The organism is Bacillus sp. FSL W7-1582 (assembly GCF_038593325.1).
Taxonomy (GTDB): domain Bacteria; phylum Bacillota; class Bacilli; order Bacillales; family Bacillaceae; genus Bacillus; species Bacillus altitudinis.
Window position 1 is genome coordinate 3,174,970 of record NZ_CP151987.1, and the last position, 25,367, is coordinate 3,200,336.

Genomic DNA, 25,367 nt, shown 5'->3' on the forward strand with positions numbered 1-25,367 from the left:
CCGGCAAGAAGCCGAGTTTTTATGATAATTTTGAACGTAAATACGCATCGATAAAGGAATCTAAATCTCCATCCATCACCGCTTGAACATTTCCCATCTCCGTGTTGGTACGATGGTCTTTCACAAGAGAATATGGGTGGAAAACATACGAGCGAATTTGGCTTCCCCAGCCAATTTCTTTCTGTTCTCCTCTGATTTCATCCAATTCCGCCTGTTGTTCTTCGATCCGTTTTTGATAAAGCTTAGACTTCAGCATTTTCATTGCACGTTCTCTGTTTTTGATTTGGGATCTTTCCGTTTGGCACGTCACGACGACATTTGTTGGGATGTGTGTGATACGAACCGCAGAGTCCGTCGTATTGACGTGCTGCCCCCCTGCACCACTTGCACGATACGTATCCACCTTAATATCCTCTGTACGAATATCGATATCAATTTCTTCATTAAATTCTGGCATGACATCACAGGAAACGAAAGATGTATGTCTACGGCCAGATGAATCAAATGGAGAAATACGGACTAAACGATGGACACCTTTTTCTGCTTTTAAGTAACCGTAAGCGTTATGTCCTTTAATCAGTAATGTCACAGACTTAATTCCTGCTTCATCACCAGGAAGATAATCAAGTGTTTCGACCTTAAAGCCTCTGCGCTCTGCCCAGCGGGTATACATTCTGAGGAGCATCGATCCCCAGTCCTGTGATTCCGTTCCACCTGCACCCGGGTGAAGCTCAAGAATGGCATTGTTTTTGTCATACGGTTCACTTAAAAGAAGCTGCAATTCAAACTCGTTAAATTGTTTTGTTAAGTTCTTCAGTTCTTTTTCAAGTTCTGCATGAAGATCCTCATCGTAGTCTTCTTTTAATAAATCATGCGTCATTTGCAGCTCATCATGAGATTCACTGAGCTCATGATATGTATTCACATAATCCTTCAGTGCATTGGCTTCATTAATGACACCTTGCGCTTTTTGCTGGTCATTCCAAAAGTCAGCCTCTGACATCGTGGCCTCAAGCTCTGCAATTTTCGCTTCTTTTGTATCGAGGTCAAAGAGACCCCCTAAAATCAGCTAGCCTGCTAGCCATATTTTCAAGCTCTTGTCTAATTTCTACTAATTCCATATCCTTCACCTCATAGATGTATGGGGGCTGACATGAATAGAAAGAGGTTTTCACCTCTTTCCATTACTTATTCTGTCTTCCCATGACAATTTTTATATTTCTTGCCGCTTCCGCAGTGACATGGTGAGTTTCTTCCGATATCCACTACTTTACGCACCGGCTTTTTCTTCACTGTTTTCTCCTCATCGCCTTCTTGAGGCTGATGAGCAGTTGTTTGTCCTTGAACGACTTCTTCACGTTCTAGGTTGTTTTGGATTTCTGATTTTAGCACATATTTAGCGACGTCATCTTCAATTGAAGCGACCATATGCTCAAACATCGCAAATCCTTCCATTTGATACTCACGAAGCGGATTGGTTTGTGCATATGCACGTAAATGGATTCCTTGACGCAGCTGATCCATTGCATCGATATGATCCATCCACTTCGAATCTACTGCACGAAGAACGATGACTTTTTCAAATTCACGCATTTGTTCATCGCCAAATGTCTCTTCTTTTGCATCATATTTCTCTTTAATCCGCTCCATGATGAATTCGGTGATCTCATCTGCTTCTTTACCGAAGATATCTTTGACCGAAATGGCACCTTCATCTAAATAGTTCGTGTTAATTAATTCAACAAGACCATCTAGTTTCCATTCTTCTGGAAGTTCTTCTTTCGGCGTGTAAGATCCAACAGCCCGCTCAATAGACGATTGAATCATATTGATCACAATCGATTTCAAGTTATCAGAATCGATGACTTCAAAACGCTGTTTGTAAATGACTTCACGCTGTTGACGAAGAACATCATCATATTGCAGAAGCTGCTTACGGGAATCAAAGTTATTCCCCTCAACACGTTTTTGAGAAGATTCAACAGCTTTTGAAACCATTTTACTTTGAATTGGAGTAGAGTCATCCATACCGAAGCGATCAAGCATCGCCATTGTCCGCTCTGCACCAAATCGGCGCATCAATTCATCTTCCATCGAGAGATAGAATTGAGTAATCCCTGGGTCTCCTTGACGACCAGAACGACCACGGAGCTGGTTATCAATACGGCGTGATTCATGACGCTCTGTCCCAATAACAGCAAGACCGCCTAGTTCTTTCACACCTTCGCCAAGCTTGATGTCTGTTCCACGTCCCGCCATGTTTGTCGCAATTGTGACGGCACCTTTTTGTCCAGCTTCCTCAATAATTTGTGCTTCACGCTCATGGTTTTTCGCGTTTAACACTTGATGTGGGATGCCTTTATTTTTAAGCAGTTTTGAAATTAATTCAGATGTCTCAACCGCAACAGTTCCGACAAGGACCGGCTGTCCTGTCATATAACGCTGTGCGACGTCTTCAGCTACTGCTTTAAATTTGCCATCCATCGTGCGGTAAATTAAATCAGGTCTGTCATCACGCACAACCGGTTTATTGGTTGGGATTGTGACAACCTGCATATTGTAAATGTTACGGAATTCCTCTTCTTCCGTTTTCGCTGTACCTGTCATACCAGATAGCTTTTCATACATACGGAAGTAGTTCTGGAACGTAATGGTTGCAAGTGTCATGCTTTCATTCTGCACTTCAAGACCTTCTTTTGCTTCAATGGCTTGGTGCAGACCTTCACTATAGCGACGTCCTTTCATTAAACGTCCTGTGAAGGAGTCAACGATGACGACTTGACCATCTTCCACAACATAATCAACGTCTTTTTGCATCGCAACATGTGCCTTAAGAGCCTGCGCGATATGGTGGTTAAGAGCGACATGTTTGACATCAAACAAGTTCTCAATGCCGAATGCTTTTTCCGCCTTCGTCATTCCGCTTTCAGTCAGCTGTACACTTTTTGTTTTAATATCATAAGTGAAATCGTCTTCTATTTTTAACGTACGAACAAAGGCATTTGCTTGTACGTAAAGTTTCGTCGATTTTGCAGCTTGTCCAGAAATAATAAGAGGTGTTCTCGCTTCATCAATTAAGATGGAGTCAACTTCATCGATGACGGCATAATGAAGTGGTCTTTGAACCATTTGCTCTTTATACAGCACCATGTTATCTCGTAAATAATCAAAGCCAAGCTCATTGTTTGTTGAATACGTGATATCAGCAGCGTACGCTTCTCTTTTTTCATCTTTGTCTAAACTGTTTAAGTTCAAGCCAACCGTTAATCCAAGAAATTCGAAAATCTTGCCCATTTCCTCTGCATCACGGCTTGCCAAATATTCGTTGACTGTCACAATGTGGACGCCTTTTCCAGAAAGAGCATTCAAATAAACAGGCATCGTTGATGTCAACGTTTTCCCTTCACCTGTTTTCATCTCAGAGATATTCCCTTCATGTAGGGCGATCCCCCCCATGAGCTGCACCTTAAATGGGAACATTCCTGTCACGCGGCGGGAAGCCTCACGAACCGTTGCAAATGCTTCAACCAAAAGGTCGTCTACAGATTGTCCTTTTTCAAGTTTTTCTTTAAATTCGATCGTTTTATTTCGTAAAGCCTCGTCAGATAATTTCTCGAAATCTTGAGCGAGAGCTTCGATTTCATTTGCCTTTTTTTCATATCGGCTGATCGTACGTTTCGTAGGATCAAACACTTTGTTTAAGATTCCAAGCATATAATAACGCTCCTCTATTTCATGCAATTTTTCGGCATGTCCAAAAGTTTGACAGGTCCATATTTACCTGCATTTATCATACCATACCTTCCTTGATTTCCAAAGAATTTGCAATGATTTAGCACAAAAAACCCGCCCCTTATGAAGGGAACGGGTTTACTTTTTTTTAGGTCATTTTCGGATCAAAAGGAACGAATGATTAAGCGTTCGGCTCAATGAGTCCGTATTTACCGTCATTTCGGCGGTATACCACATTGGTCAAATTTGTCTCAGCATTTGTGAAGACAAAGAAACTGTGACCTAACATGTTCATTTGGAGAATGGCCTCTTCGCTATCCATTGGTTTTAGATTGAAGCGTTTTTGTCTGACGATTTCTGTTTCATCAATTTCTTCGTCATCTTGAACTGCTACTTCGGAAGCACCGTTTCCTCCAGCAAATAAATGCTTTTTCGCACCTTGCTCACGGAATTTACGGTTCACTTTCGTTTTATGTTTTCTAATTTGACGTTCTAATTTACTGGTTGCTAGGTCTACTGCATTGTACATATCCTCATTATGCACCTCTGCTCGAAGTGCTAGATCAGTCATTGGAATGGTAACCTCAACTTTAGATTCTTGATCGTTGTAAAATTTCAAGTTCACGTTGACTGAAGCATCAACATCTGACTCAAAATAACGCTCCAACTTTCCAATTTTTTTCTCGACATGATCTCTTAGTGCAGGTGTTACTTCGATGTTTTCTCCTCGGACATTGTAATTCATGTAAAGAACGCCTCCTTTAAAATTAAGGATATGTAAACTTATTTCTACTTTTCCCTCCTTTTCTCCTGCTCAAACGTAAAAAAAATGTGAATTTTTATTGAAATTTGTCGAATCCTGCGGTGCTTCAGCTTTTACTTGATAGGTGATGAATATATATTCGATTGATTCTTGAAAAAGACCATGGCGCTGTTAAATCTTGAAAGATGAAATAGATGTTTTCAGTGATTGAGACAAAGATTTTAAATCTTCCGCAGCTGCTTTCATTTCCTCATTCGCCGCTAGTGATTCTTCAACAGCCGCCGACATGTACTCTGTTTCCTCAGAATTTCGCTTGGCTCCTTCTTCTATCACACCAACTGTTTGAGAAATTTCTTCTGTACTAGCTGAGATTTGCTCTGTCGTGGCAGAAAGCTCCTCTGCTTTCATCGAGATATCACGGATGGATTCCAGAATTTCTTGAAAGCTCTGTTCAGACAATTGCGATACTTTCACACCTTCTGCTACATCTCGTTCCACTTTCGTCATAGATTGAGACGATCTTTCAGTATCTTTGTTCACGTTGGCGAGTAACTGACTAATTTGATCAGTCAGCTGACTTGATTCTTCCGCCAGCTTTCTGACTTCATCTGCAACAACCGCAAAACCTCGTCCATGTTCCCCAGCCCTTGCTGCTTCAATGGCTGCGTTTAAAGCAAGTAAATTTGTCTGATCTGCAATGGCATGAATATTCCCCAGCAGGCCTTGAATACCGGTAAACTGTACTTGTACATTGGCCATTGTAGAATGATGTTCATTCACAGATTCCTTAATAGAACTCATTTGTTTCACAAATTGTTGAATGAGGGATGCGCCCTCTTCAGCCTTTTCAGTCACTGAAATTGAGTGACCCGAAACATCAGACGTATGTTCAGCCGCATTATGCATACCAGTCGAAACTTCTTGAATCGCCGAAGCTACTTTTCCTACTGCATCAGATTGTTCACGTGAAGCTTCACTGACCTGTTCAATCGAGCTAGACGTCTGTTCACTAGCCGAAATGGTTTGACTGATGGTTTCTTCAAATTGAGCAGCAGAATCAGCTAATTGCCTTGACCCGTTTTGCACCTGTAAGATGAGCTGACGCAAATGAGCTGTCATTTGGTTAAAAGCCGTACCGAGCTGGCCAATTTCATTTTTAGAGGTTACTTCAATCTCTTCAAGTGTGAGGTCACCATCTGCCATTCTTCTTGCTGCATGTGTGACAGAGACAATCGGTTTTGTCATACGATGAACAAACCTTGTGCCAATGACTAAAAAGCCGACTATAATCGCTGCGCTAACGAGAATGAGCGTCAGCAATAATTGGTTACTTTCTTCATTGAGCTGACTGATTTTTTGATCACGCTGTTTCAATTGTGTTTGAGCAAATTCTTTTGTAAAGGTATGTATTTCTTGTTCGATAGGTTGTAATTCTTGACTGAGGCGGGTGTTGAATTCTTTTTGATTTTGCATATTCAATGAATTAAATAATCGATTTGTTGAGGTGTAGTAAAGATAATTTTTTTCGGAAATTTGATCTAACAGATTTTTTGCTTGTTTAACGGTGCTCATTTTTGATGCTTCAGTTGTTTTCTTATTGATTTCTTCATATGTTTGCTCAATCTTCTGTAAATTTTCAGCATCTTGAACAACCACGTACGTTTTAATTTGTGCTTCCTGTTTTTGTAGCAGTGTCTCTAATTCCAGTGAGGTCTGGTACAGCTTTACTTCTTTGGTGAGGAGTGCTTTATACGATTGATCTGTTTTGTAATAGATAAAGCTAGAAAATCCCAAAATACTGACAAACAATACACATATGACAATAAGCCCAAATAAAAATTGATTTTTTAGTCTCATAAATTCCTCCGAATGGTCTGAATTAAACAAAAATTAATGAATGACATACGGCCTCATACAGGCATGTATTTCATCCATCCACTTTCTATATTCAGGTATAAAATATGATGTAAGGAATGACTGGAAGTGATTTGAAGGGAATGTATAGAAAGCTAGTATATCGAAACTTAAAAAAATTTGGTCAAACGATCGAATCGTCTTGGCAAAGTGCTCATTTTCAATAATTGAAAGCAGAAGCGGGTGTGTTGTCTCTAAATGAAAGAAGGCATGGATCAGATCATTAAAGATCCGATCCCCTTCTGTTTTAGCGAAATCCTTCTCAATTTCATCTAAATATTTTAGACTCTCTTCTATCGTATATAGAAGGTCATAATATGTGGTTAATAAAATATAGTCATCTGAACGATACGCCACAGGTCTCACCTATTTATTTCCGTTTATCGTAGTATACGCCGTCACTTGTCATGGGCTGATACGGATTTTGATAATTCAGCTGTTTTGTTTTCTTACGTTGAATGGCTTGAATATCCGCCTTGATCCCATTTTGAATCTCCGTTAATTGCTTGGCCATCAGTTGATCTGTTTGAATGATTTCTTTGATTTTCTCTTTTTCTTGAACGGAAAGCTCATGTTGAATATCTCTCATTAGTTCGTCTCTCTCAACTAAAAAAGCATCAAAGTCTTCAACGAGTGTTTCGCTTTGCGGATTGGCCTCTATTTCCGCTGCCATTTTTAACGTTTGGTCGTGCAGTTGGTCCACAATACTCATAGAGATCCCCCAATAGAGTGGTGACGCCCTTTTCGATCGGTTTGAATGACTTCCTTCCAAGCATCTCGGAAATCAGTCACATATTGCTCTACTTCATTCAGGATCTCTTCGTCATTTTGCAGATTGGCTTCAATCAGTCTTCGATAGATGTAGTCATACATACTTGCCATGCTCTTTGATACATCATACGTACGATTTAAGGTGACATTTAATTCTTGGATGATGTTTTGAGCCTTTTTCAGGTTCAAGTTTCTCATTTCAGCATCTTCTTTTTGAATGCCATGCTTTGCTAGTCTAATAAACTTTAAGCATCCTTCATAAAGCATAAGCGTTAACTCGGCCGGTGTTGCGGTCTCAATAGAATTTTTCTGATAGGCGGCATAAGGGTTCTGAATTGCCATATGTTATAAACCTCCAATTATTGTCCAAGCAGTTGAGAAAGATAGCCAGATTGGTTGTTTAGCTTTTGAATCGCACTATCCATGGCGTTAAACTTTTTGTAGTAACGAGCTTCCACTAATTTTAAACGATCTTGGAATGTATCCATTCGTTTTGCCAAAGAATCTAAATCCTTACCAAGTCCATATTCTTTTAGCTCCATTGTTGTACTACCAGCTTTTGTTTGAATACTCTTTGTGAAGGCTGATAAGGAATTTTTGACGCGATAGATGATTCCTTGTTCTTTATATTGCTGCTGTGCTTTGTCTTTGTCTTTAGAATCAACATTTAAAGAACCAGAGATAAACATTTGTCTTATCTTTTCTGGGTCTTCTTCAATGGCTTTTTTTAATTTCTCTACTCCATTAATATTAATTAGTTCAAGCTTCCCGCCATCTTTATACGAGGATGAAGTAGAAATACCGATTTGTGTCATGTGAATCTTATTTCCATCACTTGTCGTAATATCAGCATAAAAATCACTTCTTATTTTAGAGGCACCAGCTCGTAAAATAGAATCACTTCTCAGTAAGCCAGACTTAGCGGTTGTTTCCCATAACTCAATTTCTTTTTCAGACATGGCTTTTTTCTCTTCAGCCGTTAATGGTTGATAGTCTCTATTTCGCTTTTCATTCACTTTACCATTGACCAATTCAACGAGTTCGTTGTATTTATCAACAAATTGTTTAATTTTATCAAAGATGGCATCAACATCTGTTGAAACGTTTAAGCTGACAGGCTTATCTGTTGTTCCTTTCAGCTCATATGTGATACCAGCCTGCGTGAAGGTATTATTGTTATTTTCCATTTTGAGACCATTAATTTCGTATTGCGCTTTCTGCCCTTGAGTAGTCGCAACTAATTTATTATCTCCATCCACTTGGAATCCTAATTGCGTTAAAAATGAAGCAGAATTGCCATCTGCTGCCTTAATACTGACACCTTCACCAGTCGTACGCGAAGTCAGAGCGATCGTATCTACGTAGTTGGTTCCATCAAAGATCTGGCCTTTATAAGCCGTGACACCTAGTTGAGCATTGTTCAATTTTGACACGATTGAATCAAGGGTATCTGTATCAGTTGTATTAATGGTCACTGTTTTAGGTGTTGTAGAATCTGGTGTCGTCACCTCAAACGTGAACGTACCGTTTGCAGCAGTAAATCCAGATGTGCCAGAAGATTTGAATACGGATGCTGTCGCTAGTTGGGTCACATTAATCGAGCCAGAGGTAGCATTTGTTGAGCCAGTTGCTGTGACAGCAGATTCATTGGAGCTGGTGACCTTTTTTGCGCCATAAGTACTCGGATATGTTAAATTTAGTTTGGCAATGAGATCATCTAATTCTTTGACCTTTGAATTGACCTCGCGGTAGCTGTCTCTTTGCCATTCAAGTGTTTGTTTCTGACGTGTCATTTTATCAAGTGGTGCTTGCTCAGTTTTCATTAGCTTTGAGACGATTTCATCAATATCAAATACATTTGAAAATCCAGTAATTCGATTAACCATGGTTTATGTTCTCCCTTCACATTCTTTTATCGACAAATAAACCGACAATCTCTGTCATTGCCGCATAGAAATCAAGCCATTCTTTGGAAGGAATCTCTCTAATGACTTCTTCGGTTTGGTTATCTACGACTTTGACATAATATTCATTGAGTTTTTCATGCAATTCAAATTGAAGATGAAATTGAGTAGGTTCAATCAGCTTATTTGCTCCTTGAAGCGTTTTCTCAATTTCTTCTTTTGAAACGACTTTTCCATTTGCTTGTAAATCAGTGTTTGCATTGTCATTTTGATGATTCGTAACACGGGTTTGAAATGCATCAATCAGTGGCTCTAGCGAAGTCAACTTACCAACAGACATAGTTATTCAGCTCCTGTGCTTTAATCTATCTTTTATATCGGCTTTGAATTATTAAATTAAATATAGATGGACCGATTTGTTAAAGTTTCATATAGATGGTGTACTTCTATGGTTTCACACGGAGGAGGATAGACAAATAGGATAAAAAAATCCTCACTTTTTTTGTGAGGATAATTGAGAAAGTAGATCAAAGGACAAGCTAGCAGCACGGCTGTTTTCTTCTTGAATAGACAGGTATACTTCCTTCCTGTGAATATCAATATGCTTAGGAGCCTCAATTCCAACTTTTACTTGGTCGCCTTCAATTGCAATAATTTTAACTTCAATATCGTCGCCTATTTGAATCGATTGATTTAATTTACGAGATAGAACTAACATGAGGAAGCCACCTCTAGCAAATGTTTTGTATGATAGGCTGAATCATGCAAAATGACCTGCTTGGCTTTCATGTTTTTCCGATTCACAATAATAGGCGCTCTTAAATTGGCTGTCGTTTTTTCAATAGAAGATCCCATTGTTAAAATAACCATGACTTCCACATCATTGGCATCTTCCACCTCAAGAATGTCTACAACCGATTCTTCTAAGTCAAATTCATATTGATTGAAGAATAAAAATGGGCTGCTGACAATAAAGCCTAGTTCTGCATTTTCCAAAGATTGGAGAACTAAAAATGGGGATTCCTCTGATAAAGGTAAAATGACAAATTGTTTTTGATCCAGAAATCCTGGTATCCCATTAGAGAAGTGAATGATTTGCTCCTCTTTAATCGTCACTTCACCATGGTATTTTGTTTGAATGATCATAATTCACGACCTTTTTCATTTTTCTTAACTATACCTTATCACCATTTTGACCTGTTTCGTCAACTTCTATTTTTAATTCTGGGAATTGTAACATATCAATATGAACTTTACCTGGCTGGTAGTTAACAATTGGTTTATGAGGTGTTGCCTCTATAATAGCTTTTTGCGGCTCCACATCAATTTTAAGTTCAGATGGCTGATAGTGAATTTTCACACTAAAAAATGAAGGAATCACACCGATGTTGAATTGTTTTGCTGGAGGACTGCCGTTGATTTTCGCAAACTCAGCAATCGCATTCCCACCATTCTCGATCTTGATGAGTTCACTTCCTTCTTCCGCTCTACGCCCCATTCCTTCTCCAATCGCACGTTTCCCCTCAGCAGCCCATTCCTCAGAACGCCTAAAAATCGACTTAATATCCATATCGGCAAATGCCTCGGTTTGATCTATGGTTAATTTCGACGGTGTCCTTGTGATATTCATGACAGCTCTTGGCTGCTGAATCTCAAGATCCGCTCTTGGCTGCTCTACTTCTTGCCTGGAAGGGGTTGTCGACATTTGCAGCTTTGCATAAGTTTGCTCCATTAACAATCTAGGAATTTGCATAGGTTCACCTCCATGATGCAAAAAAGCACCCAACGGATGCTTTTTCTTATCTTAAGAAATCGACAAGGGACGGCTGAATCACTTTAGCTGTCGTCGCTAGAGCAGCTCTATTCACAGTCTCTTGTTGAAGAAGATCAAGAATGGCTTTTTCACTTTCTACATCTTCGGCATCTGATTTAGCCTTTTTCAGCACTTCAAATTGCGAAGTCAAACGGCTTCCGACTAAGTCGATACGATTAGATCTAGCCCCAAGGTCTGAACGCTCAGCACTCATCACTTCTTTAAACTGATCGATATTTCCTAATGCATCATCTGAATTTGTAAACGTTCCATTTTTTAATGAGTTTTCTAAATCAGTCAGCATTTCAATGACATTTTGACCACTGGCAGATTGCCCACCAAAAGCTGAAAGAGGATTTGAATTCACATTTAATGTGATTCCATCAGAAATGTTCGATTGAACCACGTTTGTATCTGTATAGTTTTCAAAGTTAAATGTAAACGTACCATCTGCATTCTCTACAACTGGTTTAACATTTGTATTCGTCCCATTAAAAACAAACTTACCTAACATCTGCGTGTTCATTGCATCAATGATTTGATTCTTCATCTGACCAATTTCTACCCCGATAGCAGCTAAATCTTCTGGCTGTTTTGTTCCATTGGCCGCATCGAGTACTTTATCTCGTATATTCGACATGATATCAATGATTTCAGTGACACTTGTTTCAGATGTATCAATCCAGTTTCGTGCCTCATTTAAATTAGTTTGGTATTGCTCATTTCGAAACATGGCTGTACTATACTGAAGACTTTTCACTGCTGCCACAGGATCATCAGACGTTTTTGTGAAACGTTTTCCAGACTGTGCCTGCTCATTAATTTTAGAGAGTTTTTCATAACTTTTACTAATATTTCGAAGTGAATTTTGAGAAATCATACTTTGCGTGACTCGCATCAGTTACCCTACCTTCCTACGACTCCCATGCCGTTTATTATTTTATCTAATACTTCGTCTTGCATCGTCATAATTCTTGCTGCTGCATTATACGCATGCTGAAATTGAATCATGTTCGTCATTTCTTCATCTATAGATACAGCACTAGTTGACATCCTGCGTTCATTGGCTGAATTCACAAGAGCTGCTGAACTGCTTTCAAGGGTCATGTTCTTTTTAGCTTGTATCCCCATTTCAGCAATAACATTCTGATAGTAATCCTGAATCGTAGTGGTAGTTCCGCCGATTGGCAGCTTTAAGTTTTGAATATTAGCTAATTTCGTAGCATTCGAACCATCACCTTGCGTTTGATTAAGAGATGCAGCAATGTTATCTGTCGATGCTAAAATCACGTCACTCACTTTGATACGTGCTGCCAAGCCTTTATTCAAATCATTGTTATTCTCAATATCGAAAAAGTCTTGTCCACTTGTGCCATTTAACGTGTACCCTTGCTTATGGACGTCGTTAAAAGTATCCATAAATACTTTTGCTACTTCATCCAGCTCAGCAAGCATATCCGGGTACATGCCTTTTTCATCTCCATTAGACATATAGCCATACGCCTCAACAAGTGCTTTTACTTTACCATTCACTTGTAATTGATCAGCTGCGATGGTTGTCGTTCCAAATTGGAGTGAGTTAACAAGTCCTGTCGTATTATCATAGGAAAGTTGCAATTCAGATTTTTCATTGGTAATGCCATTTAAAATTGTTCCAGCAGATTGCCCATTAGCACCGATAATGTCGATGTTAACGGTTCCTTCAGCAATTTCAAGAGCATTTCCTCCAGAAGGGTTGTAGCTCACTTTAATATCAACAAGTGAGGAAAGCTGATCTATAAGAGCGTCTCGCGTATCATAAAGATCATTGGGAAGATAACCATTTGGCTCAACTGTTGCAATCTGTTTATTCACTTCATCAATTTGAGTTAATAGGGTGTTCACATTTTTTGCCGTTGAATCAAGTTCAGTTTTTAAATTCTTTTGTATCGTTGTTAAAGAAGAATTTAGCAGGCGGAATTGATCTACTAAAGCCTGAGCACTTGTCTTAACAACTGTACGGGCTGAAGCAGTATCAGCATTTTTCGATTCCGATAAGACTTGTAATGATTTCCAGAGATTATCGAAGGCTCTATTCAAGCCTTCATCTGTCAAATCATTCATCACTCCTTCCATTTGTGAAAGAGCATCAGACTTCGTCGCATAATAAGACAAATTATTGTTATGATCTCTATACTGAAGATCTAAAAAGCTGTCTCGAATTCTTTCAACAGTTCCAACTTGGACACCTGTCCCCATTTGGCCGTATGTCTTGCCATCATAAACAGAAATCACTGGGTAAGGATTCTCTGCTTTAAAGGTAACTCTTTGTCTTGAGTAGCCATCAGTATTTGCATTGGATACGTTGTTTGATGTGACATAAAGCCCTGCACGCTGGGCTGTGATTCCTCTTTTTGCCGTTTCTAGTCCCATGAATGTAGAACCCATAGATATCCTCCTTGTTTACGCCTTTGAATCAAACAAAGCCCTATGCTGTTTAGGCTTTGAACTCTCAAGACCATTTTGTCCGTAATTCATATTTTCTTTGTTAGGATTCACTAGATCGAATGTCAGTGAAATAAATTGAAGTGACTGCTGAATAAGCTGTTTGTTCAGTTCGTTTACATCTTTCAGTTCCACCATGATGTCATTCAGCTTCTCATATAACGAAATAAGCTCTTCTTGATCCGTTCCTTCAGCTTTTTCGATACATGCGGTGATTGTCGGCGATTGATCACTTTGTAAAAATTGAACTGCTGCTTCAATCCGCTTTTCTTCTAATTGTGAAATGGCCTGAATATATTTTTGCTCAAGGTTCAGAACCTCTGAAAGAGCATCGATCTCATTATTTTTCAGCATTTCTGTTTTATTCTTAGACAGCTTTAGAAGCTGTTCATGTAATCCGTAGAGACGGTGCAGTTCTTCAATCATTATTTTTACTGACATTCACGCTACTCCCTTTTGTTATTGTTGTTTATAAAAATTCAACATTTTATCTGCAATGCCTTTGGTATCTACTTGATATGTTCCGGCTTCAATGCTTTTTTTAATTTGGTCTATTTTATCTTGACGTTCTTTCATGATATTCGGCACCTTTTGCATTTCGATTGCCTTTTTAGAAATTTCGACTTTGTCAGTTGATTTTGCTTGATTCGATTGCAACGTTTGTTTCTCATATGTTTTCTTGTAAGGATTTACTGGTTGTGTTCCATATCGATTAATTTTCACGGGATTCCTCTCGCTTTCCGTTACAGTCTGTCTTGATTCTATCCATTTTATCGACCAAACTGCAACTTAGTTTAGGGAATCAGTCGTTTTTAGGATTAATGGCATAATAGGTGTCTTTTTTCCTAGATTCAATCTCCCTTTTACGCTCTTCTTCTTGGTCCATTTGGCTGATTTGCGTCTTTATATCCTTTTCACAATGGCTACACAGCTTGTTTTTCCTGATCGGTTGGCCGCATCTTTCACAAGGATAATTGATATTAGGGAATTGACTAATTTGAAGTCTTTTCAAACGGATAAATTTCAGGATTAATTCTTCATCAACTTCTGTTGCGTCTACTATTTCAGCAATGGTTGATTGTCTATTACTTTGCTTACGCAAGAATTTATAAACGATATCAAAAGAACGTTCTTCTTCTTCAAAGCATTTGTTACAAACCGTTTGGATGGTGGTTTTTAAAAATAACTGATTACATTGTGGACAGTTTGCCAATTGATTCATAACCAAAACCCCTTACGTTATTTTCTTTTCTTAATATCGGTTGATTGTCATGATTTTTAACTACGAATCAACGTAAAAGAGGAAACACTTTTGGCGCCTGCTTCTTTTAAAATTTTTGCTGCATGATAGACTGTCGCCCCAGTTGTATAAATATCATCGATTAATATGATATCGTTTGGAACGATCGGGTTTGCCTGCCTTAATTGGAACAAATTCTGTTGATGTAAACGTTCATTTTTTCTTTTCTTAGACTGCTTCCTTTGATGTACTTTTATAAGTGGCTCCAATATAGGTCCGCCAATCATGGAAGCAAGCATCATTGACTGATTGAATCCTCTTTCCTTTAATCTCTCTTTACTCAAAGGAATTGGGACAAGCACCGGTTCTTTGATTGAAAAAGAACGTTTAAACGCTGACTGTACATCTTTTTTAAATAGATCAGCTAAAGCCGTATCACCTCGAAATTTAAATCGAGCTAGAATATCTTTCATAAAGTTGTTGTAAGCATAAACAGACCGATTCATTACAAGAATCTCAGCAAAATCCCGTCGTTTATTCCACCTTGAACAATCTTGACACAATTGATCATTTGATTGCGCTCTTCCGCATTTGGGACAAGTAGGACCTTGAATCTTCATCAGGTGGTTCTTACATGCTACACATAAACGATCTTCATTTAATAGTAGGAATGATTTCCATGTAAAATCAGCCACAAAATGGCTCTCACAAATTGGACAAATCAACGCTTTTCTTTGTTCAACGGCAAATGATTTTCGCACCTTGGATATGTAGTGACCGTTGAAGCAGCTTCTGTCAGAATGACGAGCATCGCTGTATTTTTCTGTTTATCCACCATCTCGGATTTACTGTAGGATATTTTATCGATATCTGTTATATATTGCGGTTTCACTTGATTTAGAGAAATGGCTAATACATCTTCTATACATTTTTCACAATGACAAATCATATTTAATTGGTTGAGATATTGATAGAGAATTTCTTTAAGTAGTATTTCTTTTGCGTTGAGTAGCATATTTTGTCTCTCCTGCCATTTGTGTTTTGTGAATATAATGTACCATGATTTAGTTGAACCCACACTATTTTTCAGAAAACTCTTTTTCAGCTGTATTATTCATTTTTACGATATGTTTCTTTGCTTGTTTCATACTTCTCGTTAAGCCAAAATGAAAAAAGTACACGTCTCCGTTAAAAAAATCTGGATGTCTCCCTGCTCTACCAGAAATTTGAACAAGTGCACTTTCTGTAAAAATAGGAGATTCCGCACCTAATACGCCCACTTGAACATCTTGAATGGTAACGCCTCTTTCTAGAATAGTTGTTGTAACCAATACATCGTATCTATGATCTCTGAAATGCTGGACTTTTTGCTTCCTTTCTTGATCATCCGCAGAAACACCCTGTACATTTACATCTTGACCTTGAAGAATATGAGTTACCTTCTTCATAGTAGAAATAGAAGGAACAAAGAGTAACACTCTTTTTTTCTTTGTGATATGTTCATGCAGCCAGTTCATTGTAGATGCTGGAAGCCGATTTCTTTTTAATCTCTTTTTCCAATCTCCAACCCATTGAAATGTTGGGACAGGCAACGGTTTTTGGTGGAAGCGCAGAGGAATTTTGATCGCTTCTAATTGTCTACGAGCAACATCTTTTTGCATTTTTTTAGATGGTGTGGCACTTAAGTAAATTCTAACTCCTGTTTTTTTCATTGACTTTAAAACAGCAAACTGAAGCCGTTCATCCATTGAATAAGGAAAAGCATCGACTTCGTCTACAATGAGGACATCAAAGGCGTTTTTATATCTCATTAGCTGATGGGTTGTAGCGATCATAAGCGGTGCCATTTGAAATCTTTGAGAACTCCCGCCATAAAGTGCAGCTATATTCAGTCCTTGAAATGCCTTTCTCATTCGAGGTTCAAGCTCAAGTACAACATCGGTTCTAGGCGTCGCAATACAAACACTCATTCCGTTATTTAACGCATATTTTATTCCATGAAAAAGCACCTCCGTTTTCCCCGCACCACAAACAGCCCAAACGAGCAGATCAAATTTGTTTTGGATTGCTTCTACTAGCCTATCGGACGCTCTCTTTTGCCCTTTAGAAAGCTCTCCCTGCCATGTTAATTCAACTTGTCTTGTTTCTTTCTTTTGTGGACCCGTCCATTCGTAGAGAAAGCCACATTCGCTTACTTTTCCCAGCATGATGCAGGATCTACAGTATACACAGTCTTTTTTACATGTTTCACACGAAGAGAGGGCAAAGTAGCGCTTGTTTGATACACCACACCGGCAGCAGATCAAACCACTCGCCACCCTATCGACTGCAGGTGTTCTATGGATAAATCCTTGATTCTCCAGCCACTCCAATTCGGACTGTGTACATTGACATTCAACAGGAAGAAGGTGCCTTGATTGTAGCTTGTGACTGAGTTCCATTGCTTTTTCCAGATTCAATTTCACGCACTACCTTTCCATTCATGTTGACCCATTATGTACAAAGAGAAGGCCTTTCGTCTAATTGTAAAAATAGAAAAACAAATCCCCTTTTCCATGAGAAAAGGGGATTTTGATATCTACCTAATGATCCAGCCAAGTGCTAAAGAGCCTTCGCCTAGATGAGTGCCAATCACGGCACCAAAGTAGCTTTTATAAAATTCAACATGAGGATACTTTTCTAATAAGTGCGCAATTAATTCATCTGCTTCTTCTTCTCTATTACCATGTATCAGAGTTGCTCTCATTGGAACACCACGTGATGCATCTTCATCAAATAATTCAAAAATACGTGAAATGGCTTTTTTGCGTGTACGAATCTTCTCAAAAGGGACAATTAGCTTGTTGTCAAAATGCAAGATAGGCTTTACCTTTAAGAGGCTTCCAATAAAAGCCTGAGCACCATTTAATCTGCCGCCTCGTTGTAAATGAGTTAAATCGTCTACCATAAAATAAGCTCTTTGATTTTCTTTCAGATAATTGAGATGGGAAATCACTTCTTCTGGAGAAGCACCATCTTGGATTTTTTCAGCAGCTTCTAACACATAAAAACCTTGCGCCATACAGCTAGTCTCTGTATCAAACGGATAAATGTCGATTCCGTCAACTAGTTCATTCGCTGAGGCCGCACTATTGTATGTTCCACTAATTCCGCTTGACAGATGTATACTAATCACAGCATCATATGTTTCGCTAAGTTTTTCATATAATTCTATAAGTTCACCGAAAGCAGGCTGAGAGGTTGTTGGAAGATCTTTATGTTTCTTGACTTCTTCATAATATGTCTTCCAATCCATTTCTACTTCTTCACGGTATGATTCAGTACCAAAGATGACATTCAGAGGGATCATATGAATATGATGTTTATCACGTAGTTCTTGTGGTATATAAGCAGTACTGTCTGTTACAACGGCTATTTTCATTCTTAAATACCTTCCTTATCCGTTAAGTTGCTTTTTAAAAAAGAATGATCATTGTTTTTCACTAGATTTATAATACTAATCAAAAAAGCTTGCCTAATCAATAGGCAAGCCCGCTATATCCGAAAAAGACTCCTTACCTGCCTATCATTGCTCTCTAACTTGAATGTGAGAGAACTAAAAACAGGCGAAAAAGGAGTACTTGTCCGGAACATTATCTCATTTCTACCCAGCCGTTTTTAATTGCTACAACAACAGCTTGAGTACGGTCATTTACATTCATTTTTTGCAAAATGTTACTCACGTGGTTTTTGACTGTTTTCTCACTAATAAAGAGCGACTCACCAATACCTCTGTTGCTCTTTCCGTCAGCTAACATTTGAAGAACTTCACATTCACGTCTTGTTAAGATATGAAGTGGTCTGCGAATTTCAGGATATACCTCGTGCTGTGGATGTGCTGAAACGCCGCTTGTTGCTAAGCGTCGGAATTCATTTACTAAGTTATGAGTGACTTTCGGATGTAAATAAGAGCCTCCGTCAGCTACTACTTTTACTGCTTCAATGAGGGTATCTGCATCCATTTCTTTTAACAAGTAGCCTCTTGCTCCTGTTTTTAATGCATGTGTCACATAGTTTTCATCGTCATGAATAGATAGGATAATGACTTTTGATTCGGGATAAAGCTCTACTAGCTGTTTTGTAGCCTCCACACCATTTACATTCGGCATATTAATGTCCATAATGACAACATCCGGATGATAGTGTTCTACGATACGTGCAGCTTCGTCACCGTCGTCTCCTTCTGCAACTACTTCAAAAGTAGGTTCAAAATCTAAAATCCGTTTGACACCTTCACGGAATAATTGGTGGTCATCGATAATTACAATATTTACTTTAGTCACAAGCTACGCCTCCCCATGTTTATTGTTCTACACCTGAACTTTATGGTCAATATGTCTTTTGTCTCTATTTTACAATTTTATTTTGTAATGTTAACGGTACTCTAATCATGATGAATGTCCCTAGACCTATTTTTGAGTCTATGGTCATTTTACCTTCTAGTAAGTCTACGCGCTCTTTCATACCAAGTAACCCAAAGGATTTGTTTTTATTTGTTTTAACATCCTTCATATCAAAGCCTTTTCCATCGTCTTTGATAATTAAGGTGACAAAGTCTTTCGTCACTTCAACCTTCACAGAGATTTCTTCAGCTTCAGAATGCTTTAAAGAATTTGTGACAGCTTCTTGAGCTAGTCTAAATAGTGCCACTTCAAATTGAGAAGCAATTCTTTCGCTTTCAGTATCACCTAAGCACTGGAACGTAATTTTGGTTTTTCCATCATATTCTTCAATTGTGTTTAAGTATTTTCGCAGTGTCGGAATGAGACCCAAATCATCTAAAGCCATCGGTCTTAAATCATAAATGATTCTTCTCACTTCGTACAGTGCATTTCGCACATTCTGTCTTAGACTTCTAATTTCTTTAAATCCTTCTTCTGTTCCACGGTCTCTAAAAATCCGTTCTATTAGTTCTGAACGCATCATCACGTTTGCCAGCATCTGAGCAGGTCCATCATGGATTTCTCGTGATACCCTTTTGCGCTCTTCTTCCTGGGCTTCAATAATTCTTAGTCCAAAATCTTGTTTTGCCTGAGCATCTTCAAGTAAAACACCGACCTGACGTAAATCTTGGTTCAAGTAGTTGAGGACGACCGTGATCTGGCTCACAAGCGTTTCTGAACGTTCAATGACGTCTTGTAAGCTTAACAATCGTCTTTCGAGATCGTCTCTTCTTTCCCTGAGCTGTTTTTCGCGCTGCTGGATCATGGTCAATTCTACTTGCAGGTTATGTGCTTTTTCATAGGCTTCTCGTATTTCTTCTTCGCTGAATTTGTTGAAGTTTCTGCTGACCTCAGATAATCGATTTCTAGCATGTCTCGTATGTACTTCTAGTTTATCCCCAAAATCAATTACTTCGTTGACTTGCTGTTTAATTTGCTTGAGCTCTTCTACTAGGCTTTCATATTGTTGACGGGACTGTTCGCCGATTCTAAATACTTCGTCCTTACTGCCATCAACTGTACTTAGCATTTTCATGATGATTGAATCCAATAACTTCGGATCCATTTTAGGTGTTGTCATGGCTTTTCCCTCCCGTAACAGTGATGTCATCTTTTTTTATTATAAATGTCATTGATCTGCATTTTATGTCGAATTATAATGAAAGAATGCGTATAAATCATGAAATTTTTATGACGACCCTTTTTCCGCTCCTATCATCATAACAAAATACGCTGTAAAATTCTAAAACCAATGCAAATTTTCTCTAGCCTTACAATTTGCTTGTCAGGAGGGTATGTCTTTTGCTGAACCGCTATCTCACAGTAAAAAGCCGTGGCGAGCATGAGATCGTCATTGAAAAATCACGTTTTATTTGTCATATACAACGTGCTGTCACAGAAGAAGAAGCACAAGCCTTTATACAATCCATAAAAAAACAACATTGGAACGCCACTCATAATTGTTCCGCCTATTTGATCGGTGAACATGATCTGATTCAAAAAGCAAATGATGATGGTGAACCAAGCGGTACGGCAGGGGTACCCATGCTTGAAGTGCTTAAAAAACGCAAGCTGAAAGATACAGTTGTTGTCGTCACTCGTTATTTCGGCGGTATTAAGCTAGGTGCCGGTGGATTAATTCGCGCGTACGGAAAATCTGTGTCTGAAGCAATCAATCATGTTGGTATGGTAGAACGCTGTTTAATGCGTACGATGCACACAACAATAGATTATACATGGCTTGGAAAGGTAGAGAATGAGCTTAGAGCCTCATCTTTTCAGCTAAAAGACATCCATTATGCAGAAGATGTGATTTTTGAAACGTATGTAGAAGAAACACAAACAGAGCAGTTCATTGAATGGATGACTGAGTTGACTAATGGAAAGAGTGTTACTAAAGAAGGCGAATTGATTTATTTAGAAAAGGACGTTGGTCCGATAAAGGAGACAGATGAATGGCACAACGAGTAAAAGTGCGTGTACGAAAGAAAAAGAGTAAGAAGAAAAAGATTTTCAAACGGATTCTGGTCTTATTTTTGCTTCTCTTCATCTGCATGGGCGGATTTGCAGTTTATAAGATTGTGAATACACTCCAAGCTGCTGACAAAACTTATGATGAATTAGAGCGCGGAGAGAAATCGAAACTCCGTGATGCTGTCATTGATATAAAGAAAAAACCTTTCTCTGTCCTATTTGTTGGCATAGAGGATTACGCCACAAATGGTGATCACGGCCGTTCAGATTCACTCATCGTCGCAACGATTAATCCTCAGGATAAAACGATGAAAATGGTCAGTATCCCCCGTGACACACGAGTACAGCTTGCTAGTGACACAACGGGAAATAAAGTAAAGATCAATGCGGCATTTGCTAAAGGCGGTAAAGACGAAACGATTGAAACTGTCGAACAATTCTTGCATATCCCAATTGACAAATATGCAACAGTAGACTTTGACGGTTTTAAGGATGTCATTGATGAAGTTGGGGGAATCGATATAGACGTTCCATTTGACTTCAATGAAAAAAGTGACGTCAAAAAATCGAAAAAGATTTACTTTAAAAAAGGGAATATGCATTTAAACGGGGAAGAGGCACTTGCTTATGCGCGAATGAGAAAACAAGATCCACGTGGTGATTTCGGGCGTAACGATCGTCAGAAACAAATCTTACGTGCCATGATTGATCAAATGGCGAAACCTCATAACATTGCAAACGTGGATAATATCGCAAAAGAAGTAAGTGATCATATAACAACCAACTTCCGCATCACAGAAGGACTTGCTCTACAGCAAATTTATAGTGGTTTCAAAGGAGACGATACTGAAACACTATCTATTAAAGGATCAGACCTTTATTTAGGACCAAATCGAACATACTTCTTCGAGCCAGATCAAACCAACTTGGCTGAGGTGCAAAATGAGTTAAGGACACATTTAAAGCTTCCTGCTGAGTCATCGTCCTCAACTGAAACAAATACACAAACCGATTCATCTTCTGATGCAACAGGGTCAGCCGATACACAGGCCCCTTCGACCAGCACATCAGGACAATAATAGGAAAACAGCCCGTTCCTTGGAAGCGGGCTGTTTTTTATTGTCTTTTGACCATACGTTTGTAGAATTTCGTAAATGGTTTAAACTCTTCGTTCACCAAACCAGTGACTTCAGCGATAACTTGCATAAACATGACCAGTAAAAAGATGATGATCAATGACAGCCAAATGGTGGCACTTGTCAGCAAAATCGCGCTTAAGCTGAAGACTAAACCAATCATGTAAATCACAATCACTGCCATTCGATGTGATAAGCCAAAGGCCATCAGTCGATGATGGATGTGTGATTTGTCAGGTGCTGAGATAGGCTGTTTATTCAATATTCGTCTGATGATCGCAAAGGTCGTATCAAAAATAGGCACACCTAAAATAATTACAGGGACAACAACACTAAACAAAGTAACACTTTTGTACAATCCTAAAAGTGACAGGACCGAGATCATATAGCCTAAAAATAACGACCCTGTATCACCCATAAATATTTTTGCTGGATGGAAGTTATAAAAAAGAAAACCGATGGTACTGCCAATGACGACAAGAGATAACGAAAGAATCAGGATCTTGTCCGCAGAAAATGCCATGACGGCAATCGTGGTTAAACCGATAACCGAAATTCCGGCAGCCAGTCCATCTAATCCGTCAATTAAATTGATCGCATTTGTAATCCCAACAATCCATAGTACAGTCAGGGGATATGCCATCCATCCTAACTCCAGTCGATCTGTTAAGAAAGGAACAGAGAAAAAGTCCATTTTTAAGCCCGTGCTCACGATTAAGCAAGCAACGAGAACTTGCACAAGAAATTTAAATTTTGCACTTAAATTATATTTATCATCAAATATACCTAAAATGACGATGAGTACAGCGCCAACTGATATAGCTGTAATTTTATTATGTAGAAACAGCCCGCCTGCTAGTGCTCCAGCCGCTACCCCAATAAAAATCGCCAAACCGCCCATTCGAGGCATTACTCTATCATGAACTTTTCGTTTATTCGGCTGGTCCACTGCACCAATCTTAATTGCAAACTTTTTGACGATTGGTGTCACAATTAAAACTGTAGCCAGAGAGACAAAAAACGCTAATAAGGCGCGTTCGTAATCCATAGGTCAGTCTCCTTCTAAATTGAAATCTGTATTTTGTATATTGGCCGCTCTTTCCATTATACAATTGAATATAGGATGATCACAAGCTCCCCCTAAGAAGAAGAAACAAATAAAAACGCACAATCCTGAATGAATTATGCGTTTTCTTTAATATTCGTTAATTCCACCATGTTTGTGAACAGTGCGTGCCAATCTTTTTTCTTTGCCCGGCTTTGTCTTAGATGTCTGCATGTCATGTCATCTTTTTTACTGATCACTTTCTGGCAGGCTTCTACGAAGAGAGCTGGATCTTCGCCCTCTACATATTCATACACATCATTCTCTTTTAGCCTTTCCGTTGATGGAAGATTTAAACCAACAACAGGGATTCCGGCAGCTAAAAATTCATACAGCTTGAGCGGAAAAACCGCTTGATTGTAAGGAGACTGTTTGTATGGCATCATCCCTACATCAATTAATTTCATATAAGCAGGCACTTCTTCTGGTGCGACTGCTCCTGTCCATATGACATTGGGCAGTTTGAGTGCATGCTGAAAAGATGGATCTCCATTCGTTCCATCCGGACCGACAAATAAAAATGTCCAATCTGGCTGCATTCGAGCAGCTTGAGCGATCATGTCAAAATCGAGCTTCGGCTTGATCCCACCTATAAAGCCAAGAACCGTTCCCTCTCTTCCCTCTAGCACGTCTTCCCTGCTAGGGAGGTTGCTTTTTGCAAACACATCATACTCGACGCCATTTTCTACTGTAAAGACATCTTTCGGTTCACCCATGAGCCTTTTTTTGATTTGATCATGTAAGTATTGTGAAGAGCATGTAATGCTGTGTGCATATTTAATAATGCGGTTTTCAGCTTTTACAATGACTCGCTGTCTCATATAAGAGAGAATGTTGTTTTTTCCGCTGATGGGCTCTCCCCACAGGTCACTGCAATCATACACAATATGTTTCCATTCAAATAAAGAAGATAAGAGCGGAAATCCCGGAAACGTATACCATAAACAGACGGCTATGCCCTGCTTTTCTTCTTGACGCAAATGCTCAAGAAGAGGAGATAATTTATGAAAATAAAACATATCTTGATAACGGCCAAAGCGAAAAAACTTGCTCTTGAGCACATCAGGAATGGTCATTTGCTTCATTCGATCCGTTATAGGCTGAAAGGGAGTTGAATGACGAGTGGAAGATGGGCATACCCAGATGACCTCTTTCGTTTCTGGATCAGATGCAAGAAATTCCGCCAGTCGATGCCGTCTGTACCTTAAGCCATCGTGGCCCCATTCTCCCGTTGCGACAATCACATGTATGATCGAGTCTGCTTTCACCTTTATCACCTTTTTTCCCTTCTGTTTATAAACGCTTTTTGACAGCATTTGTGGCATAGTGCATAAAACACCAAGATGCTTTCACAAAATGAAGCTGCTCAATTTCTCTATAGACAAACCATGTTTTTTTCGCTGCTTTCCACTTGTTACTAGAAATCGAGTTTCCCACGATGCGATATTCACTGAGCGGCTCACTCATTCCATAGGCAGTAAATCCTTTTTTTAAAATAGAGAGCCATGTGGCTAAGTCCTGCCTTGTTCGAATGTTTGGCATTTCCACGTGTCCTACTTGTTGAAGATCGAGCATCACCGTCAAACAGCCGATAATCGTATTTTTTAAAGCTTCATTGTAGTTCAACTGAGCCGGCGCTGTGACGGTTTTTTGTAATGACTCTCCATTTTCTGAAATGATGTCATATGCCGTGAAAGTAAAGGCATGATCATTTTCTAACATAAACTTGACCTGCTTTTCGAGCTTTGTCTGTTTCCACATATCATCGCTATCTAAAAAAGCGATAAAGCGGCCTTTCGCCTGTTTGATGGCTGTGTTTCTAGCAATAGCGGCTCCCCCGTTTTCCTCTAAATAAATGACGTTGATTCTGTCGTCCGTCTGACTTAATTCCCCTAACAGCTTCCTTGTGCCATCTGTTGAGCAATCATCTGCAATGATCAGCTCCCAGTTGGAATAGGTTTGGGCAAGGACGGAATGAACTGTATCCGTTAAATAACGTTCCGCATTATACGCCGGTGTAATAATTGATACTAACGGTTGATTGTTCACC

28 protein-coding genes are annotated in these 25,367 nt (G+C 39.1%); 2 read left to right on the plus strand and 26 right to left on the minus strand.

What is annotated here, in order from left to right:
• Window positions 1-19: 19 nt before the first annotated feature.
• The 23 genes from prfB to NSQ11_RS16535 all read right to left on the minus strand — a co-directional run bounded on the left by prfB (window position 20) and on the right by NSQ11_RS16535 (window position 20,183).
• Window positions 20-1,121 (minus strand): peptide chain release factor 2 gene (prfB, locus tag NSQ11_RS16425; RefSeq protein ID WP_098680723.1). Its coding sequence is split into 2 segments (ribosomal slippage): window positions 20-1,048 and window positions 1,050-1,121, totalling 1,101 coding nucleotides; the frame shifts between segments, so codons are not numbered across the junction.
• A 67-nt stretch (window positions 1,122-1,188) separates the two neighbouring features.
• A complete protein-coding gene (gene secA, locus NSQ11_RS16430; protein ID WP_035701569.1) occupies window positions 1,189-3,714 on the minus strand; it encodes a preprotein translocase subunit SecA in 2,526 nt (841 codons plus the stop codon).
• A 199-nt stretch (window positions 3,715-3,913) separates the two neighbouring features.
• On the minus strand, window positions 3,914-4,477 hold the full coding sequence (raiA, locus tag NSQ11_RS16435; protein ID WP_007499992.1) for a ribosome-associated translation inhibitor RaiA: 564 nt from the start codon (window positions 4,475-4,477) through the stop codon (window positions 3,914-3,916).
• Between the two features lie 189 nt (window positions 4,478-4,666).
• Complete coding sequence (locus tag NSQ11_RS16440; protein WP_202734189.1) at window positions 4,667-6,352, minus strand: methyl-accepting chemotaxis protein; 1,686 nt, start codon at window positions 6,350-6,352, stop codon at window positions 4,667-4,669.
• A gap of 33 nt (window positions 6,353-6,385) precedes the next feature.
• Window positions 6,386-6,766 carry a hypothetical protein gene (locus tag NSQ11_RS16445; protein WP_008348244.1) on the minus strand — a complete coding sequence of 127 codons (381 nt, stop codon included), beginning with the start codon at window positions 6,764-6,766 and terminating at the stop codon, window positions 6,386-6,388.
• Window positions 6,767-6,779: 13 nt separating this feature from the next.
• Window positions 6,780-7,121, minus strand: coding sequence for a flagellar protein FliT (locus NSQ11_RS16450; protein ID WP_008348246.1), 342 nt, complete (start codon window positions 7,119-7,121; stop codon window positions 6,780-6,782).
• The gene (gene fliS, locus NSQ11_RS16455) at window positions 7,118-7,522 is read right to left on the minus strand and encodes a flagellar export chaperone FliS (protein WP_008348247.1); all 405 of its coding nucleotides are present in this window, start codon (window positions 7,520-7,522) and stop codon (window positions 7,118-7,120) included. Before fliS ends, NSQ11_RS16450 begins: the two co-directional genes overlap by 4 nt.
• Window positions 7,523-7,539: 17 nt before the next feature.
• Entirely contained in the window at window positions 7,540-9,066 is a 1,527-nt protein-coding gene (locus tag NSQ11_RS16460; RefSeq protein WP_342501164.1) for a flagellar hook-associated protein 2, read from the minus strand.
• 16 nt (window positions 9,067-9,082) lie between these two features.
• A complete protein-coding gene (gene flaG, locus NSQ11_RS16465; RefSeq protein WP_007499987.1) occupies window positions 9,083-9,424 on the minus strand; it encodes a flagellar protein FlaG in 342 nt (113 codons plus the stop codon).
• Between the two features lie 153 nt (window positions 9,425-9,577).
• Window positions 9,578-9,802: a carbon storage regulator CsrA gene (gene csrA, locus NSQ11_RS16470; protein ID WP_008348252.1), complete on the minus strand. Its 225-nt coding sequence runs from the start codon at window positions 9,800-9,802 to the stop codon at window positions 9,578-9,580.
• Window positions 9,796-10,230 (minus strand): flagellar assembly protein FliW, encoded by a 435-nt coding sequence (gene fliW / locus NSQ11_RS16475; protein WP_108611023.1) that lies wholly within the window; start codon window positions 10,228-10,230, stop codon window positions 9,796-9,798. Before fliW ends, csrA begins: the two co-directional genes overlap by 7 nt.
• A 28-nt stretch (window positions 10,231-10,258) precedes the next feature.
• On the minus strand, window positions 10,259-10,837 hold the full coding sequence (locus tag NSQ11_RS16480; protein WP_008348255.1) for a DUF6470 family protein: 579 nt from the start codon (window positions 10,835-10,837) through the stop codon (window positions 10,259-10,261).
• 46 nt (window positions 10,838-10,883) lie between these two features.
• On the minus strand, window positions 10,884-11,795 hold the full coding sequence (gene flgL / locus NSQ11_RS16485) for a flagellar hook-associated protein FlgL (RefSeq protein ID WP_108611024.1): 912 nt from the start codon (window positions 11,793-11,795) through the stop codon (window positions 10,884-10,886).
• Between the two features lie 8 nt (window positions 11,796-11,803).
• Window positions 11,804-13,324, minus strand: coding sequence for a flagellar hook-associated protein FlgK (gene flgK, locus NSQ11_RS16490; protein WP_008348259.1), 1,521 nt, complete (start codon window positions 13,322-13,324; stop codon window positions 11,804-11,806).
• A gap of 15 nt (window positions 13,325-13,339) precedes the next feature.
• A complete protein-coding gene (locus tag NSQ11_RS16495) occupies window positions 13,340-13,822 on the minus strand; it encodes a flagellar protein FlgN (RefSeq protein WP_008348261.1) in 483 nt (160 codons plus the stop codon).
• An 18-nt stretch (window positions 13,823-13,840) separates the two neighbouring features.
• A complete protein-coding gene (gene flgM / locus NSQ11_RS16500) occupies window positions 13,841-14,104 on the minus strand; it encodes a flagellar biosynthesis anti-sigma factor FlgM (protein WP_003213252.1) in 264 nt (87 codons plus the stop codon).
• A 79-nt stretch (window positions 14,105-14,183) separates the two neighbouring features.
• Complete coding sequence (locus NSQ11_RS16505; RefSeq protein ID WP_017357864.1) at window positions 14,184-14,603, minus strand: TIGR03826 family flagellar region protein; 420 nt, start codon at window positions 14,601-14,603, stop codon at window positions 14,184-14,186.
• A 56-nt stretch (window positions 14,604-14,659) separates the two neighbouring features.
• Window positions 14,660-15,346 carry an amidophosphoribosyltransferase gene (locus tag NSQ11_RS16510; protein WP_026050153.1) on the minus strand — a complete coding sequence of 229 codons (687 nt, stop codon included), beginning with the start codon at window positions 15,344-15,346 and terminating at the stop codon, window positions 14,660-14,662.
• Window positions 15,343-15,636 (minus strand): competence protein ComFB, encoded by a 294-nt coding sequence (locus tag NSQ11_RS16515; protein WP_008348267.1) that lies wholly within the window; start codon window positions 15,634-15,636, stop codon window positions 15,343-15,345. The genes NSQ11_RS16510 and NSQ11_RS16515 overlap by 4 nt, the downstream gene beginning before the upstream one ends.
• Before the next feature lie 64 nt (window positions 15,637-15,700).
• On the minus strand, window positions 15,701-16,828 hold the full coding sequence (locus NSQ11_RS16520) for a DEAD/DEAH box helicase (RefSeq protein WP_008348271.1): 1,128 nt from the start codon (window positions 16,826-16,828) through the stop codon (window positions 15,701-15,703).
• A gap of 371 nt (window positions 16,829-17,199) precedes the next feature.
• Window positions 17,200-18,042 carry a DegV family protein gene (locus NSQ11_RS16525; RefSeq protein ID WP_007499966.1) on the minus strand — a complete coding sequence of 281 codons (843 nt, stop codon included), beginning with the start codon at window positions 18,040-18,042 and terminating at the stop codon, window positions 17,200-17,202.
• 211 nt (window positions 18,043-18,253) lie between these two features.
• Entirely contained in the window at window positions 18,254-18,943 is a 690-nt protein-coding gene (degU, locus tag NSQ11_RS16530) for a two-component system response regulator DegU (RefSeq protein ID WP_008348273.1), read from the minus strand.
• A 64-nt stretch (window positions 18,944-19,007) separates the two neighbouring features.
• A complete protein-coding gene (locus tag NSQ11_RS16535) occupies window positions 19,008-20,183 on the minus strand; it encodes a sensor histidine kinase (protein WP_003213166.1) in 1,176 nt (391 codons plus the stop codon).
• 221 nt (window positions 20,184-20,404) lie between these two features.
• On the opposite strand from NSQ11_RS16535, the gene NSQ11_RS16540 reads away from it, so the two are divergent.
• Both NSQ11_RS16540 and NSQ11_RS16545 read left to right on the plus strand, forming a co-directional pair.
• Window positions 20,405-21,073 carry a YigZ family protein gene (locus tag NSQ11_RS16540; protein ID WP_008348276.1) on the plus strand — a complete coding sequence of 223 codons (669 nt, stop codon included), beginning with the start codon at window positions 20,405-20,407 and terminating at the stop codon, window positions 21,071-21,073.
• Window positions 21,058-22,155 (plus strand): LCP family protein, encoded by a 1,098-nt coding sequence (locus NSQ11_RS16545; protein ID WP_007499958.1) that lies wholly within the window; start codon window positions 21,058-21,060, stop codon window positions 22,153-22,155. The genes NSQ11_RS16540 and NSQ11_RS16545 overlap by 16 nt, the downstream gene beginning before the upstream one ends.
• 37 nt (window positions 22,156-22,192) lie before the next feature.
• Here NSQ11_RS16545 and NSQ11_RS16550 read toward each other — a convergent pair whose 3' ends face one another.
• From NSQ11_RS16550 to NSQ11_RS16560, 3 genes are all read right to left on the minus strand, one after another.
• Window positions 22,193-23,260, minus strand: a complete 1,068-nt coding sequence (locus NSQ11_RS16550) for an MraY family glycosyltransferase (RefSeq protein WP_007499956.1) — start codon at window positions 23,258-23,260, stop codon at window positions 22,193-22,195.
• A 134-nt stretch (window positions 23,261-23,394) separates the two neighbouring features.
• A complete protein-coding gene (locus NSQ11_RS16555) occupies window positions 23,395-24,642 on the minus strand; it encodes a glycosyltransferase (protein WP_017368143.1) in 1,248 nt (415 codons plus the stop codon).
• Complete coding sequence (locus NSQ11_RS16560) at window positions 24,611-25,366, minus strand: glycosyltransferase family 2 protein (RefSeq protein WP_025208067.1); 756 nt, start codon at window positions 25,364-25,366, stop codon at window positions 24,611-24,613. Before NSQ11_RS16560 ends, NSQ11_RS16555 begins: the two co-directional genes overlap by 32 nt.
• Window position 25,367 lies beyond the last annotated feature (1 nt).

Coding starts and splice junctions, on each gene's coding strand:
- secA (WP_035701569.1), bottom strand. CDS start 3,714: ATGCTTGGAATCTTAAACAAAGTGTTTGATCCTACGAAACGTACGATC.
- raiA (WP_007499992.1), bottom strand. CDS start 4,477: ATGAATTACAATGTCCGAGGAGAAAACATCGAAGTAACACCTGCACTA.
- NSQ11_RS16440 (WP_202734189.1), bottom strand. CDS start 6,352: ATGAGACTAAAAAATCAATTTTTATTTGGGCTTATTGTCATATGTGTA.
- NSQ11_RS16450 (WP_008348246.1), bottom strand. CDS start 7,121: ATGAGTATTGTGGACCAACTGCACGACCAAACGTTAAAAATGGCAGCG.
- fliS (WP_008348247.1), bottom strand. CDS start 7,522: ATGGCAATTCAGAACCCTTATGCCGCCTATCAGAAAAATTCTATTGAG.
- NSQ11_RS16460 (WP_342501164.1), bottom strand. CDS start 9,066: ATGGTTAATCGAATTACTGGATTTTCAAATGTATTTGATATTGATGAA.
- flaG (WP_007499987.1), bottom strand. CDS start 9,424: ATGTCTGTTGGTAAGTTGACTTCGCTAGAGCCACTGATTGATGCATTT.
- csrA (WP_008348252.1), bottom strand. CDS start 9,802: ATGTTAGTTCTATCTCGTAAATTAAATCAATCGATTCAAATAGGCGAC.
- fliW (WP_108611023.1), bottom strand. CDS start 10,230: ATGATCATTCAAACAAAATACCATGGTGAAGTGACGATTAAAGAGGAG.
- NSQ11_RS16480 (WP_008348255.1), bottom strand. CDS start 10,837: ATGCAAATTCCTAGATTGTTAATGGAGCAAACTTATGCAAAGCTGCAA.
- flgL (WP_108611024.1), bottom strand. CDS start 11,795: ATGCGAGTCACGCAAAGTATGATTTCTCAAAATTCACTTCGAAATATT.
- flgK (WP_008348259.1), bottom strand. CDS start 13,324: ATGGGTTCTACATTCATGGGACTAGAAACGGCAAAAAGAGGAATCACA.
- NSQ11_RS16495 (WP_008348261.1), bottom strand. CDS start 13,822: ATGTCAGTAAAAATAATGATTGAAGAACTGCACCGTCTCTACGGATTA.
- NSQ11_RS16505 (WP_017357864.1), bottom strand. CDS start 14,603: ATGAATCAATTGGCAAACTGTCCACAATGTAATCAGTTATTTTTAAAA.
- NSQ11_RS16515 (WP_008348267.1), bottom strand. CDS start 15,636: ATGCTACTCAACGCAAAAGAAATACTACTTAAAGAAATTCTCTATCAA.
- NSQ11_RS16520 (WP_008348271.1), bottom strand. CDS start 16,828: ATGCTGGGAAAAGTAAGCGAATGTGGCTTTCTCTACGAATGGACGGGT.
- NSQ11_RS16525 (WP_007499966.1), bottom strand. CDS start 18,042: ATGAAAATAGCCGTTGTAACAGACAGTACTGCTTATATACCACAAGAA.
- NSQ11_RS16535 (WP_003213166.1), bottom strand. CDS start 20,183: ATGACAACACCTAAAATGGATCCGAAGTTATTGGATTCAATCATCATG.
- NSQ11_RS16545 (WP_007499958.1), top strand. CDS start 21,058: ATGGCACAACGAGTAAAAGTGCGTGTACGAAAGAAAAAGAGTAAGAAG.
- NSQ11_RS16550 (WP_007499956.1), bottom strand. CDS start 23,260: ATGGATTACGAACGCGCCTTATTAGCGTTTTTTGTCTCTCTGGCTACA.
- NSQ11_RS16555 (WP_017368143.1), bottom strand. CDS start 24,642: ATGCCACAAATGCTGTCAAAAAGCGTTTATAAACAGAAGGGAAAAAAG.